12 protein-coding genes and 2 pseudogenes are annotated in these 13,170 nt (G+C 61.1%); 10 read left to right on the plus strand and 4 right to left on the minus strand.

Features of this window, described 5'->3' with window-relative positions; genetic code table 11:
- Window positions 1-204: 204 nt before the first annotated feature.
- Complete coding sequence (locus ACQRBV_RS10000; protein WP_411984919.1) at window positions 205-1,698, plus strand: aldehyde dehydrogenase; 1,494 nt, start codon at window positions 205-207, stop codon at window positions 1,696-1,698.
- 150 nt (window positions 1,699-1,848) lie between these two features.
- On the plus strand, window positions 1,849-2,991 hold the full coding sequence (locus ACQRBV_RS10005) for an MFS transporter (RefSeq protein ID WP_244384863.1): 1,143 nt from the start codon (window positions 1,849-1,851) through the stop codon (window positions 2,989-2,991).
- A 100-nt stretch (window positions 2,992-3,091) separates the two neighbouring features.
- On the opposite strand, the gene ACQRBV_RS10010 is transcribed toward ACQRBV_RS10005, so the two are convergent.
- Window positions 3,092-4,660 carry a phospholipase D family protein gene (locus tag ACQRBV_RS10010; protein WP_411984920.1) on the minus strand — a complete coding sequence of 523 codons (1,569 nt, stop codon included), beginning with the start codon at window positions 4,658-4,660 and terminating at the stop codon, window positions 3,092-3,094.
- A gap of 62 nt (window positions 4,661-4,722) precedes the next feature.
- Window positions 4,723-6,147: a PLP-dependent aminotransferase family protein gene (locus ACQRBV_RS10015; protein ID WP_104995016.1), complete on the minus strand. Its 1,425-nt coding sequence runs from the start codon at window positions 6,145-6,147 to the stop codon at window positions 4,723-4,725.
- A 166-nt stretch (window positions 6,148-6,313) separates the two neighbouring features.
- On the opposite strand from ACQRBV_RS10015, the gene ACQRBV_RS10020 reads away from it, so the two are divergent.
- Window positions 6,314-6,538, plus strand: coding sequence for a DUF1127 domain-containing protein (locus ACQRBV_RS10020; protein ID WP_060753656.1), 225 nt, complete (start codon window positions 6,314-6,316; stop codon window positions 6,536-6,538).
- 1 nt (window position 6,539) lies between these two features.
- On the opposite strand, the gene ACQRBV_RS10025 is transcribed toward ACQRBV_RS10020, so the two are convergent.
- Entirely contained in the window at window positions 6,540-7,832 is a 1,293-nt protein-coding gene (locus ACQRBV_RS10025) for an NAD(P)/FAD-dependent oxidoreductase (RefSeq protein WP_060753655.1), read from the minus strand.
- 114 nt (window positions 7,833-7,946) lie between these two features.
- On the opposite strand from ACQRBV_RS10025, the gene ACQRBV_RS10030 reads away from it, so the two are divergent.
- A complete protein-coding gene (locus tag ACQRBV_RS10030) occupies window positions 7,947-8,300 on the plus strand; it encodes a YkgJ family cysteine cluster protein (protein WP_198761007.1) in 354 nt (117 codons plus the stop codon).
- Window positions 8,301-8,431: 131 nt separating this feature from the next.
- On the opposite strand, the gene ACQRBV_RS10035 is transcribed toward ACQRBV_RS10030, so the two are convergent.
- Window positions 8,432-8,920 (minus strand): Lrp/AsnC ligand binding domain-containing protein, encoded by a 489-nt coding sequence (locus ACQRBV_RS10035; protein ID WP_003176896.1) that lies wholly within the window; start codon window positions 8,918-8,920, stop codon window positions 8,432-8,434.
- Window positions 8,921-9,075: 155 nt separating this feature from the next.
- Here ACQRBV_RS10035 and dadA point away from each other — a divergent pair, with 155 nt between their 5' ends.
- From dadA to ACQRBV_RS10065, 6 genes and pseudogenes are all read left to right on the plus strand, one after another.
- The gene (dadA, locus tag ACQRBV_RS10040; protein ID WP_090367989.1) at window positions 9,076-10,377 is read left to right on the plus strand and encodes a D-amino acid dehydrogenase; all 1,302 of its coding nucleotides are present in this window, start codon (window positions 9,076-9,078) and stop codon (window positions 10,375-10,377) included.
- Entirely contained in the window at window positions 10,349-10,702 is a 354-nt protein-coding gene (locus ACQRBV_RS10045) for a RidA family protein (RefSeq protein WP_060753653.1), read from the plus strand. Before dadA ends, ACQRBV_RS10045 begins: the two co-directional genes overlap by 29 nt.
- A 78-nt stretch (window positions 10,703-10,780) precedes the next feature.
- The gene (gene alr / locus ACQRBV_RS10050) at window positions 10,781-11,854 is read left to right on the plus strand and encodes an alanine racemase (protein WP_411984921.1); all 1,074 of its coding nucleotides are present in this window, start codon (window positions 10,781-10,783) and stop codon (window positions 11,852-11,854) included.
- A gap of 116 nt (window positions 11,855-11,970) precedes the next feature.
- Window positions 11,971-12,519, plus strand: coding sequence for a cupin domain-containing protein (locus ACQRBV_RS10055; RefSeq protein WP_003176893.1), 549 nt, complete (start codon window positions 11,971-11,973; stop codon window positions 12,517-12,519).
- A gap of 316 nt (window positions 12,520-12,835) precedes the next feature.
- Window positions 12,836-13,072: pseudogene (locus ACQRBV_RS10060) on the plus strand (hypothetical protein); the annotation flags it as partial.
- Window positions 13,061-13,153 (plus strand): annotated as a pseudogene (locus tag ACQRBV_RS10065) (c-type cytochrome); the annotation flags it as partial. The pseudogenes ACQRBV_RS10060 and ACQRBV_RS10065, both read left to right, overlap by 12 nt.
- Between the last annotated feature and the right edge of the window lie 17 nt (window positions 13,154-13,170).

The following is a 13,170-nucleotide window of genomic DNA, read 5'->3' on the forward strand; positions in this document are numbered from 1 at the left end:
GGAGAGACCAAAGTCTATGTTTATTAAAATGAACATCGCAAGGGCGTTTACCGGGGTTGTGTCAAATATATTGAAACATCCCCAGCCGCTGGTTTAGGGTGGCAGCTGCCTTGAGCCGAACAGCAGGCTGGCCGGGCAAGAATTCTTTGAGGCTGCCGTGGGACATCACCCGGGCCTTGTATTCAATAAGAGGAGGACACTCGAATGACCACCCTGACCCGTGCCGACTGGGAACAACGCGCCAAGGAGCTGAAGATCGAAGGCCGCGCCTACATCAATGGCGAGTACACCGCCGCTGCTTCCGGCGACACTTTCGAATGCATCAGCCCGGTCGATGGCCGCGTATTGGCCACCATTGCCAGCTGCGACGCCGCTGACGCCCAGCGTGCCGTGGAAAACGCCCGTGCCACGTTCAATTCCGGTGTCTGGTCGCGCCTGGCGCCGGCCAAGCGCAAGTCCGCCATGCTGCGTTTCGCCGCGTTGCTCAAGGCCAACGCCGAAGAGCTGGCACTGCTTGAAACCCTGGACATGGGTAAGCCGATCAGCGATTCCTTGAATATCGACGTACCCGGCGCGGCGGGTGCCCTGAGCTGGAGCGGCGAAGCGATCGACAAGATCTATGACGAAGTGGCTGCCACCCCTCACGATCAGCTGGGTCTGGTGACCCGCGAGCCGGTGGGCGTCGTAGGCGCCATTGTGCCGTGGAACTTCCCCTTGATGATGGCCTGCTGGAAGCTCGGCCCGGCCCTGTCCACCGGTAACTCGGTGATCCTGAAGCCGTCCGAAAAATCGCCACTGACGGCCATACGCATCGCGGCCCTGGCCGTTGAGGCCGGTATTCCAAAAGGTGTGTTTAACGTGCTGCCGGGTTACGGCCATACCGTGGGTAACGCACTGGCGCTGGACATGGACGTCGACACGCTGGTGTTCACCGGCTCCACCAAGATCGCCAAGCAGCTGTTGATCCGCTCCGGCGAGTCGAACATGAAGCGTGTGTGGCTGGAAGCGGGCGGCAAGAGCCCGAACATCGTGTTTGCCGATGCGCCGGACCTGCAGGCCGCTGCCGAATCCGCTGCCAGCGCGATTGCCTTCAACCAGGGCGAAGTCTGCACCGCAGGTTCGCGCCTGCTCGTCGAGCGCTCCATCAAGGACACCTTCCTGCCGCTGGTGATCGAGGCCCTCAAAGGCTGGAAGCCGGGCAACCCACTGGACCCGGCGACCAACGTCGGCGCGCTGGTGGATACCCAACAGATGAACAACGTGCTGTCCTACATCGAGGCTGGCCATGCCGACGGCGCCAAGCTGGTGGTCGGTGGCAAGCGTACGCTGGAAGAAACCGGCGGCACTTATGTCGAGCCGACCATCTTCGACGGTGTGACCAATGCCATGAAGATCGCGCAGGAAGAGATCTTTGGCCCGGTTCTGTCGGTGATCACCTTCGACAGTGCCGAGGAAGCGGTCAAGATTGCCAACGATACCGTCTATGGCCTCGCCGCAGCCATATGGACAGCTGATATCTCCAAGGCGCACCTGACCGCCAAGGCCTTGCGCGCCGGTAGCGTGTGGGTCAACCAGTACGACGGTGGCGATATGACTGCACCCTTTGGTGGTTTCAAGCAGTCGGGCAACGGTCGCGACAAATCGCTGCACGCGTTCGACAAGTACACCGAGCTTAAGGCCACCTGGATCAAGCTCTAAGCAACACCGCAGGTCTAATGTGGGAGGGGGCTGGCCCCCGATAGCGGTGTATCAGTCACCCCATGCAGTGACTGGCACTCTGCTATCGGGAGCAAGCCCCCTCCCACTTTCATTTTGTGTGTTTTGTTAATTCCCCACAGGAGCGTGGACATGCGTTGGGCGACTTATTTCGCCGTGCTGGCTTCGGTGCTGAGTGTGGGCCTGGCCTTGGGCGTCAGCATGCCGCTGGTATCGCTGCGCCTGGAGGGCTGGGGCTACGGCAGCTTCGCCATTGGGGTGATGGCCGCGATGCCGGCCTTTGGCGTGCTGCTCGGCGCCAAGGTTTCCAGCCGCATGGCTTCCTGGTTGGGCACCGCCAACCTGATGCGCTTGTGCCTGTGGGCCGGGGCGGTCTCCATAGGGTTGCTGGCGATCCTGCCGAGTTACCCGGTTTGGCTGGTGCTGCGACTGATGATCGGGGTGATCCTGACCATCGTATTCATCCTCGGTGAAAGCTGGATCAACCAGTTGGTGGTGGAGCAATGGCGTGGCCGCCTGGTGGCGCTGTATGGCTGCAGCTATGCCTTGAGCCAACTCTCGGGGCCGCTGCTGCTGGGCCTGCTGGGCACCGATCAGGATTATGGCTTTTGGGTTGGCGTGGGTCTGTTGATGGTTGCACCGCTGCTGCTGTTGGGGCGGTCCGGCGCACCCACTGCCGAATCTTTCAGCGTGACTTTCGGCGACCTGTGGCGCTTCTGTCGCAGCTTGCCGGCGATTGCGTGGGCGGTGGCGTTATTTGCGGCGTTCGAAGCGATGATTCTGACGCTGCTGCCGGTGTATTGCCTGCAGCAAGGCTTCACTGCCGAGATCGCCCTGGCGATGGTCAGCACCGTGGTGGTCGGTGATGCTCTGTTGCAATTGCCGATCGGCGCCTTGGCCGACTACCTGCCGCGGCGGACGTTGTTCTTGAGTTGTGCGGTGCTGTTGCTGGCCTCAAGCCTGGCGATTCCGGTGCTGATGCACACTTTGCTGATCTGGCCGGTATGGGTGATCTTCGGCGCCAGTGCCGGCGGGTTGTTCACGCTGTCGTTGATCCTGATCGGCGAGCGCTACCGCGATGACGCGCTGGTACGCGCCAATGCCCATGTGGCGCAGCTATGGGGCATCGGTTGCCTGATCGGTCCGTTGGTGGCTGGCGCGGGCGGTCAGTGGATCAGCGGGCATGCATTGCCATTGCTGATGGCCGCCGGCGCGTTGGGCCTGGTGCTGTTGTTACTGCGCCAGGGCGCATTTGGCGTCGCGCAACCGGCCTGAATTCGATCAACTGTGGGAGGGGGCTTGCTCCCGATAGCGGTCCACCAGTGACCCATGCACTGACTGATCCACCGTTATCGGGAGCAAGCCCCCTCCCACCCTAAAGCATGCGCTCCAGCCCAACACTCGTAGCGAACCAGGCATTGAACCGCCGCCACCAGTTGCCTGGTTCGCGAGTCAGCGTGTGCATCTGGCCGTTGTCCTCGGTGACCCACACCAGCTGGCCGTCCTGCAATTTCGCCTGGTAGCTCAAGGCCGGTGACATACCTTCCAGCGCCAGGTTGCGCACGTGTTCCGCCAGCTCGGGACTGTCCACCAGCACGCCGACTTCGGTGTTCCACAGCACCGAGCGTGGGTCGAAGTTGAACGAACCGATAAACGATTTTTCCCGGTCGAAGATCATGGCTTTGCTGTGCAGGCTGGAGTCCGAGCCGTGGAAAGCGCCGCGGCGAAACAGGTGCGCGCCACTGCCGCTGCCGCCTGCGCCCGGCTGACGGCGCAACTCGTAGAGTTTCACTCCATGTTCGAGCAGCACCTTGCGATAAGGTGCGTAGCCGCCATGGACCGCCGGTACATCGGTGGCTTCCAGGGAATTGGTGAGCAGGCTCACCGACACGCCGGCATCGGCGCGGCCGGTCAGGTAAACCAGCCCGGGCTGCCCCGGCACAAAATACGCCGAGATCATCATCAGTTCATGGCTGACGTTGTTCAGCTCCGGCGCCAATTGGGTGGTGAGCAGCAAGCGCGGGTCGGGGTCGGCTTTGGCCAGCACCTTGCTCGGCGCGTCCCACAGCGCCTGGTTCCAGGCCCAGATCAGCTCGCGTCGCCAGATGTCCATGCGCGGTTGGGTCTGGTAAGTACGCAGCCGGTTATACAGGACGTGATGCTGCTGACGGTATTCGGCCAGCGAGTCTTGCAGGCGTAAGCGAGCTGCGGTCAGGTCGTCTTTGGACGGGCTGCTTGAGACAAAGTCGTCGATGGGCTTGCTCAGTGCGCTGTTCCAGTACTGATCGAAGCTATGCCCGAGCTGCTCAGCGACCGGCCCCACGCTGAGCATGTCGATATCGGTGAAGTTCAGGTTCGGCTCGGCATCAAAGTATTCATCGCCCAGGTTGCGTCCGCCGACGATGGCCACGCTGTTATCCGCCAGCCACAGTTTGTTGTGCATGCGCCGGTGTTGCAGCGACAGATTGAACAAGCGCCCCATGGCCCGCGTCACGCCGGTGCTGCGTCCGAGGTGCAGTGGGTTGAACAGGCGAATCTGGATCTGCGGGTGGGTGGCGAGGGTGGCGATGACCTGGTCGAGACCATCGCTGGTGGTGTCATCCAGCAAAATGCGGATACGTACGCCACGATCCGCCGCCTTGAGCAGTTCGTCCACCAGCATGCGCGTGCTGAGGCCGTCGTGGACGATGTAGTACTGCAGGTCGAGGCTGCTCTGGGCATTGCGGATCAGTTCGGCGCGCGCCATGAACGCTTCGCTGCTGTTGGGGAGCAGGCGGAAGCCGGAGCGGCCCTGGTAGGGCGCGGCCTGGGCCTGGATCGAGCGGCCGAACGACGATTGCGCGGCGGGCAGCGCGTCGCTGGGAATGCGCGGGGCGTCCACCGTGGCGCAGCCACCCAGGGCTACGGTGCCCAGCAGGAAAAAAGGTAAAAGCCGTCGAGTCATCAAAGGCGCTGCATTCCGATCAGGGCGGTTGTGGGCATATGACGGTTAATTTTGAGGAAAGGTCAGTCTTCGGCCTCGGCCAGTAACTTGATCGCGGCTGCGCCGACCTTGCGTACCGCTTCTTCGATCTGCGGGGTTGGCTTGGCAGAGTAATTCATGCGCAGGCAGTTCCGGTATTTGCCTGATGCGGAAAAGATGCTGCCCACAGCCACCTGTACGCCTTGTTCCATCAGCACGCGATTGAGCTTGAGGGTGTCGAAACCTTCCGGCAGTTCGACCCATAGCATAAAGCTGCCCTGGGGTCGGCTGGCGCGGGTACCCGCCGGGAAATAGCGGCTGACCCAGTCGAGGATCAGGTCGCGATTGCGCTGGTATTGGGTGCGCATCCGCCGCAAATGCGGTTCGAAATGACCGTTCTTGAGGAATTCGGCAATGGCAATCTGCGGCTGCGTCGCCGTGGAGCCGGTGCTGATGTATTTCATGTGCAGCACCCGCTCCAGATACCGGCCCGGAGCCACCCAGCCGATACGCAGGCCCGGAGCCAGGGTTTTCGAAAAGGAGCTGCAGAGCAAGACACGGCCATCTTCGTCGAAGGACTTGATGGTGCGCGGGCGCGGGTAGCTGTAGGCCAGGTCGCCATATACGTCGTCTTCGATGATCGCCACATCAAAGCGTTGGGCCAGCGTCAGCAGCGCACGTTTGCGGGCCTCGGGCATGATGTAGCCCAGCGGATTATTGCAGTTGGGGGTCAGCTGGATGACCTTGATGGGCCACTGCTCCAGCGCCAGCTCCAGGGCTTCCAGGCTGATGCCGGTGATGGGGTCGGTGGGGATTTCCAGGGCTTTCATGCCCAGGCCCTTGAGGGTTTGCATGGCGCCGTGGAAGCTCGGCGAGTCCACCGCAACGATGTCGCCCGGCTCGCAGATGGCATGAATGCTGGCCGACAGTGCCTCATGGCAACCGGTGGTGATAACGATATCTTCGGCGGTGAGTTGGCAGCCGGAATCCAGCGACAGCCGGGCAATCTGTTCACGCAACTCCATACAGCCGAGGATGTTGTCGTAATACAGCCCAGGCAGATCCTGGCGACGACTCACGCGGGCCAGGCTGCGTAGCAAAGGCTTGATGGTGGGTGACAATACATCCGGCATACCGCGGCCCATCTGTATGACATCTTTGCGTGGCACCGCGCGAATCAGTTCCAGGACCTGGTCCCACTGGGAAATCTCGACCGGCCGTTGGGCCGGGCGCCCAACCTCGGGGAGGGCCGGCAGCTCGCGGCCGACGGGCACGAAGTAGCCGGACTTGGGCTTGGGCATTGCCAGGCCATTGTCTTCCAGCACGCGATACGCCTGTTGCACGGTACTCAGGCTGACCCCGTGTTCCACACTCAGCGCCCGCACGGAGGGCAGGCGATCACCGGGGCGATAGAAGCCTTGCTCGATGCGCGTGCCCAGTAGTTCGGCAAGGTTGACGTAAAGGGTCATGATGGCCGCTCCTGAGGGACCAGTACAGATGCAAGGAAAATACAGGATTCAAGGGACTAAAGGCAGTATCTGTATGGATTTAATAAAACTGAGTTGAATCTGTAATGGTTTCATCCGCTCGGTGATCCTAGTCACTCATGGCAACAGGCAAATGAGGGGCGGCAAAATGAGAGGCATGAGCGATGTGCGGTTGGTGTTACACGGTCAGGAACTGGAAGCGGGGCAGGCACGCACGCTGTCGATGTCGACCCGCTGCCGCTGGAACCTGTTCTGGCACCGTCGTCACACGCGCAAGGCTCTGCTGGCGCTTACCCCGGAGCAATTGCGCGATGTGGGGCTGACCGCTGAGCAGGCCCGCGAGGAAGGTTTGAAACCCTTCTGGCGCGGCTGAATCAGACCCACTCCCTGAAACGGTGCCAGAGCATTCCCAATGCCAACAGCGGCGAGCGCAAATGCTTGCCGCCGGGGAAAGTGATGTGCGGCACTCGGGCGAACAGGTCGAAGCGGCCCTGTTGCTGGCCGCTGATGGCTTCGGCCAGCAGTTTGCCGGCCAGGTGCGTGGCATTGAGGCCGTGGCCTGCATAGGCTTGGGCGTAATACACATTGGGTTGCTCCGCCAACCGGCCGATCTGCGGCAGGCGGTTGGCGCCGATGCCGATCATGCCGCCCCACTGGTAATCGATTTTTGCGTCAGCCAATTGTGGGAACACCTTGAGCATCTTCGGTCGCATATAGGCAGCGATGTCCTGGGGATCCCGGCCGGAGTAATGGCAGGCACCGCCGAACAGCAGGCGGCGGTCGGCGGACAGGCGGAAGTAATCCACCGTCACCCGTTGGTCACACACCGCCATGTTCTGCGGCAGCAGGTTGGCGGCCTGGGCTTCGCTCAACGGCTCGGTGGCGATGATGTAGCTGCCGGCGGGCAGCACCTTGCCGCTCAACTGCGGGTTCAGGCCATTGAGATAAGCGTTGCAGGCCAGCACCAGCGTCTTGGCGCGTACGTTGCCTTGAGCCGTGTGTACGTTGACCTCAGGGCCATAGTCGATGCGTGTGACGGCTGATTGTTCGAACAGCTTCACCCCCAATTGCTGCGCAACGGCGGCCTCGCCGAGGGCCAGGTTCAGCGGGTGCAGGTGGCCGGAGCCCATGTCGATCATGCCGCCGGCATAACGCTCGGAGCCGATCACGCTGCTCATTTCGCTGGCTTGCAGCAGGCGCACTTCATGCCGGTAGCCGAGGCTGCGCAGTTCTTCGGCGTCTTCAGCCAGGCCCTGCAGGTGCTGAGGTTTGTTCGCCAGGTCGCAATAGCCCCATGTCAGGTCACAGGGGATCTGATAGCGCTCGATGCGCTCGCGCACGATTTGCACCGCCTCCAGGCCCATCAACTTCATCTGGCGCACGCCGTCGGTGCCGATAACGTTGGCGAACTGGTCCAGGCCGTGGCCGACGCCCCGAATCAACTGGCCGCCGTTACGCCCGCTGGCGCCCCAACCGATCTTGCGGGCTTCCAGCAGCACCACGCTGAAGCCGCGCTCGGCCAGTTCCAGCGCGGTATTGAGCCCGGAATAACCACCGCCGATCACGCACACATCCGCACGCATTTCACCGGCCAGCGCCGGGTAGTCGGGTTGCAGAACGCTGCTGGCAGCGTAGTAAGACGTGGTGTGCCGGGCGCTGGCAGTCATGGGCGCATCCCTGTTTGGAAAATTTGACGCAGGATACAGCGGTCGGATGAAGCTGTCTGCGCAGGGCGTTTTGCGTCAGAATTCATGCCTATTCGCCGTTCGGTAACTGTGTTGATGAGTTGCAACAGTCAGAAAATCAGCGCGCTGCGCCGACAGATTCCCTCGTTCGAGTGCGTTCCCGGTTGCCACGACTGCTGTGGGCCAGTGACCACGTCACCTGAAGAAATGTCGCGCCTGCCACGCAAGACTGCCGCCGAACAGGAGGCGGCCATGGACGAGCTGAACTGCGTGCACCTGGGCCCCAACGGTTGCACGGTGTATGACGAACGCCCGTTGATCTGTCGGTTGTTCGGTACCACCAAGACCTTGCCGTGCCCCAATGGGCGGCGCCCGGTGGAGCTGATTCACCCACGGGTGGAGAAGCAGATCCACGACTACATGGCGAGTACGCGGCAGGTGCTGGTCTGACGGGATATAGGCAGTCAAAAAATGTGGGAGGGGGCGTGCTCCCGATTGCAGTGTGTCAGGCAGCAGAAGTGCTGAGTGATCCACCGCTATCGGGGGCAAGCCCCCTCCCACAGTTGATCCGGGTGGGCCAGTCAATCCGGGATCGGCAGGTTCAGGCTCTCTTTGACTTCTTCCATCACGATATAACTCTTGGACTCCCGCACATGGGGCAACTTGAGCAGGATATCGCCAAGCAATTTGCGGTAGGAGGCCATCTCCGAAATCCGCGCTTTCACCAGGTAGTCAAAGTCCCCCGACACCAGGTGGCACTCCAGCACATGGGGCAGTTTCAGTACGGCGCGGCGGAATTCTTCAAAGGTGTCGCCGGACTTGTAATCGAGGCTGATCTCGACAAATACCAGCAAGCTACCCTTCAAGTGCTGCGGGTTCAGTCGCGCGTTGTAGCCCATGATGATCCCTTCGCGTTCCAGCCGGCGCACGCGCTCGGTGCATGGCGTGGTCGACAGCCCCACCTTTTCGCCAAGCTCCGTGAACGAAATGCGTCCGTCGGTTTGCAGGATGCGCAGGATATTGCGGTCGATCTTATCCAGCTCCCGCTTGGTCTGAGTGTTGGTACGCATAGGGGATACGCCTCTGTGAAAAGGGTTACTGCCGAGAATTGTCGCCAAATATAGGCAGTTATATAGTGAAATGCACTGGCGATTGCTTTTTATACTGCGCGCATCATTGCTCGAACAACACACGTCAGCGGCCAAGCCGTGATGAGGATATAAAAATGCGCGTTCTGGTCTTGGGTAGCGGCGTCATTGGCGTGACCAGTGCCTACTATTTGGCTCGGGCCGGCTTTGAAGTCGTGGTGGTCGACCGTCAGCCTGCCGCTGCCATGGAAACCAGTTTCGCCAACGCAGGCCAGGTTTCCCCTGGTTATGCCTCGCCCTGGGCCGCACCGGGCGTGCCGCTCAAGGCCATCAAGTGGCTGTTGCAGCGTCATGCACCGCTGGCGATCAAAGCCACCGCCGATATCGATCAATACCTGTGGATGGCGCAGATGCTGCGCAACTGCACCGCCAGCCGTTATGCGGTGAACAAGGAGCGCATGGTCCGCCTGTCCGAGTACAGCCGCGACTGCCTCGATGAGTTGCGCGCCGAGACCGGCATTGCCTACGAGGGCCGCAGCCTGGGCACAACCCAACTGTTCCGTACCCAGGCCCAGCTCGATGGCGCCGCCAAGGATATTGCCGTGCTGGAAGAGTCTGGCGTGCCGTTCGAGCTGCTTGATCGCGCTGGAATTGCCCGCGTGGAGCCGGCGTTGGCCAGTGTTACGGATATTTTAGCCGGCGCCCTGCGCCTGCCCAACGACCAGACCGGTGATTGCCAGATGTTCACCACGCGTTTGGTCGAAATGTGCAAGCAACTGGGCGTCGAGTTCCGTTTCGAACAAGACATCCAGCGCCTGGATTATGCCGGCGACCGCATCAATGGCGTGTGGGTCGACGGCAAGCTGGAAGTTGCCGACCGCTACGTGCTGGCCCTGGGCAGCTACTCGCCGAAATTGCTCAAGCCCCTGGGGATCAAGGCGCCGGTATACCCGCTCAAGGGTTACTCGTTGACCGTACCGATCACCAACCCGGCGATGGCGCCGACGTCGACCATTCTCGACGAGACCTACAAGGTCGCCATCACCCGTTTCGACAACCGCATCCGGGTGGGCGGCATGGCTGAAATAGCCGGTTTTGACCTGTCGCTCAACCCGCGTCGGCGGGAAACCCTGGAGATGATCGTCAACGACCTTTATCCTCAGGGCGGCAATTTGGCCGAAGCCACGTTCTGGACCGGCCTGCGCCCGACCACCCCCGACGGTACACCGATTGTCGGTGCAACCCCGTTCAAGAACCTGTTCCTGAACACCGGCCATGGCACGCTCGGCTGGACCATGGCCTGCGGCTCCGGTCGTTTGTTGGCCGACCTGATGGCCAAGAAAACCCCGCAGATCAGTGCCGAAGGTCTCGATATTTCCCGTTATGGCAACCACCAGGAGTCCGCAAAACATGTCAATCCAGCGCCAGCTCACCAATGAGCGCATGAGCCAGATCGTCGTTCACAGCGGTACCGTGTATCTGGCCGGTCAAGTCGGCGACGACATGAGTGCCGGGATTGAACAGCAGACCCGTGAAACCCTGGCCAATATCGAGCGCTTGCTCGACCTGGCCGGCACCGACAAAACCAGACTGCTGTCGGTGACGATCTACTTGAAAGACATCGACGCCGATTTCGCCGGTATGAACGCGGTATGGGACAAATGGCTGCCCAAAGGCGTGGCTCCGGCGCGTGCCACGGTTGAAGCCAAACTGTGCGAGCCGCAAATTCTGGTAGAGCTGTCCGTCGTGGCCGCGCTGCCTTAAACCCGGATTCCTCCCCGGTGCCGACGTTATGGGTCGGTGCCGGTTTTTCTTCACTTTGCCGCCTAGAAGCCTGCCGCCATGCGTCCTGCCCGTGCCCTGATCGATCTCCAAGCCCTGCGCCACAATTACCAACTGGCCCGTGAAGTCACGGGGGCCAAGGCCCTCGCCGTGATCAAGGCCGATGCCTACGGCCATGGTGCCGTGCGTGTGGCACAGGCGCTGGAAACCGAGGCGGACGGGTTTGCCGTGGCGTGTATCGAAGAGGCGCTGGAGTTGCGCGCCGCCGGTATCCGTGCGCCGGTACTGCTGCTGGAGGGTTTTTTCGAAGCCAGCGAGCTGCCGCTGATCATCGAGCATGATTTCTGGTGCGTGGTGCATTCGTTATGGCAACTGGAGGCCATCGAGCAGGCCCGCTTGAGCAAACCGCTGACGGTCTGGCTCAAGCTGGATTCGGGCATGCACCGCGTGGGCCTGCACCCCAAGGACTATCACGAGGCTTACCAGCGCCTGCTGGCCAGCGGCAAAGTCGCCAAGATCGTGTTGATGAGCCACTTCGCCCGCGCGGATGAGCTGGATTGCGTAAGCAGTGATGAGCAGGTTGCGGTGTTTGAAGCGGCGCGCCAAGGCTTGTCGGCCGAGGTGAGCCTGCGCAATTCGCCGTCGGTGATGGGTTGGCCGGGGGTGGGCAGCGACTGGGTACGCCCGGGCATCATGCTGTATGGCGCCACGCCGTTTGGTGAAGACCAGGCCATTGCTGCGCGTTTGCAGCCGGTGATGACCCTGGAGTCCAAAGTCATTTGTGTGCGTGAGTTGCCGGCCGGCGAGCCGGTGGGCTACGGCGCAAAATTCGTCACACCCAAGCCGATGCGCATCGGTGTGGTTGCCATGGGCTATGCGGACGGTTATCCACGTCACGCGCCTACCGGCACACCCGTGCTGGTGGCCGGCCAGCGCAGCCAATTGCTGGGCCGTGTTTCCATGGACATGCTGTGTATCGACCTGACGGACGTACCCCAGGCCGGTCTCGGTTCGACGGTGGAGCTATGGGGTAAAAATATCCTGGCCAGTGACGTCGCCGCCGCTGCCGAGACGATTCCCTACCAGATCTTCTGCAACCTGCGCCGCGTGCCAAGGCTCTATTGCGGCGCTTGAGCGCCAGGTACGAACACAGCTGCCCGGGATTTAGGCCCAAGTGTTGTAAATACTGAACGCTGTCGCCATGATAACGCTCAAATACAACAACGCCTGAATCCTAGGAGGCTCCTGCATTGGACGTCGGCGAACGACTGCAATCCATCCGTAAGCTCAAAGGTCTTTCCCAGCGTGAGCTCGCCAAGCGTGCGGGCGTCACCAACAGTACCATTTCGATGATCGAAAAAAACAGTGTCAGCCCCTCGATCAGCTCCTTGCGCAAGGTGCTGGGCGGCATCCCCATGTCCATGGTCGAGTTTTTTTCCGAGGAGATCCTCCAGGAAATACCGACGCAGATCGTCTATAAAGCCAATGAGCTGATCGACATCTCGGACGGTGCCGTCACCATGAAGCTGGTGGGCCGTGCACACCCCAGCCGGGCGATTGCGTTTCTCAACGAAATCTACCCGCCGGGTGCCGACACCGGCGAAGAGATGCTCACTCACGAAGGCGAGGAAACCGGGATTCTGGTGGAGGGGCGGCTGGAGTTGGTGGTCGGTCTTGAAACTTTTGTGCTCGAAGCCGGCGATAGCTACTACTTTGAAAGCACCAAGCCGCACCGTTTTCGCAATCCGTTCGACGTGCCGGCGCGACTAATCAGCGCAGCCACACCCGCGAACTTTTAAAAAAGAGGCGCCCTGCCAGCGTTGCAGAGGCATCCGTAGCTGTATTCCGTGAGGTCGAATCTCCCTTTGTTTAATAGGGTTGTTTCGGCCCAACGGGCTAACCGTTATACTTTCGCCGCCTGCGAAACCGTGGCCGCAGGCGTGAATAGCCACCATTGAGGGTGAACGCGTGAACCTAATTATGAAAATGCTGGCTGCACCAGCAACCGTATTGGCCCTATGGGCTGTCAGCGCTCAAGCTGCGACCAATGATGAGATTGCCAAACGCTTGGAGCCTGTCGGCCAAGTCTGTGTTCAGGGCCAGGAATGCAAGGGAATGGAGGTTGCCGTGGCGGCGGCCGGCGGTGGCGCGGCTAAAACGCCGGATGATGTAATTGCCAAGCATTGCAACGCGTGCCATGGCACCGGACTGCTGAACGCGCCGAAAATTGGTGATACGGCCGCCTGGAAAGAACGGCTTGGCCATGTCGATGCCGTACTGGCAGAACTCAAGATCGAGGCTCCCGAAAAAGGTACCAAAGGTTTGGCGCAGGTCGCCAAGCATGGTTTGAACGCAATGCCGCCGATGGGCACCTGTGCTGATTGCAGCCTTGAAGACCTTGAAGGCGCAATCAAGAAGATGTCTGGCCTGTAATCCGCCGAACTTCGCCA

Origin of the sequence: Pseudomonas sp. R11F (assembly GCF_050312575.1) — a bacterium.
Taxonomy (GTDB): Bacteria; Pseudomonadota; Gammaproteobacteria; order Pseudomonadales; family Pseudomonadaceae; genus Aquipseudomonas; species Aquipseudomonas palleroniana.

What these genes read in the sequence shown, in the direction of transcription:
- ACQRBV_RS10000 (WP_411984919.1), top strand. Translation starts at nt 205, where the DNA reads ATGACCACCCTGACCCGTGCCGACTGGGAACAACGCGCCAAGGAGCTG.
- ACQRBV_RS10005 (WP_244384863.1), top strand. Translation starts at nt 1,849, where the DNA reads ATGCGTTGGGCGACTTATTTCGCCGTGCTGGCTTCGGTGCTGAGTGTG.
- ACQRBV_RS10010 (WP_411984920.1), bottom strand. Translation starts at nt 4,660, where the DNA reads ATGACTCGACGGCTTTTACCTTTTTTCCTGCTGGGCACCGTAGCCCTG.
- ACQRBV_RS10015 (WP_104995016.1), bottom strand. Translation starts at nt 6,147, where the DNA reads ATGACCCTTTACGTCAACCTTGCCGAACTACTGGGCACGCGCATCGAG.
- ACQRBV_RS10020 (WP_060753656.1), top strand. Translation starts at nt 6,314, where the DNA reads ATGAGAGGCATGAGCGATGTGCGGTTGGTGTTACACGGTCAGGAACTG.
- ACQRBV_RS10025 (WP_060753655.1), bottom strand. Translation starts at nt 7,832, where the DNA reads ATGACTGCCAGCGCCCGGCACACCACGTCTTACTACGCTGCCAGCAGC.
- ACQRBV_RS10030 (WP_198761007.1), top strand. Translation starts at nt 7,947, where the DNA reads ATGAGTTGCAACAGTCAGAAAATCAGCGCGCTGCGCCGACAGATTCCC.
- ACQRBV_RS10035 (WP_003176896.1), bottom strand. Translation starts at nt 8,920, where the DNA reads ATGCGTACCAACACTCAGACCAAGCGGGAGCTGGATAAGATCGACCGC.
- dadA (WP_090367989.1), top strand. Translation starts at nt 9,076, where the DNA reads ATGCGCGTTCTGGTCTTGGGTAGCGGCGTCATTGGCGTGACCAGTGCC.
- ACQRBV_RS10045 (WP_060753653.1), top strand. Translation starts at nt 10,349, where the DNA reads ATGTCAATCCAGCGCCAGCTCACCAATGAGCGCATGAGCCAGATCGTC.
- alr (WP_411984921.1), top strand. Translation starts at nt 10,781, where the DNA reads ATGCGTCCTGCCCGTGCCCTGATCGATCTCCAAGCCCTGCGCCACAAT.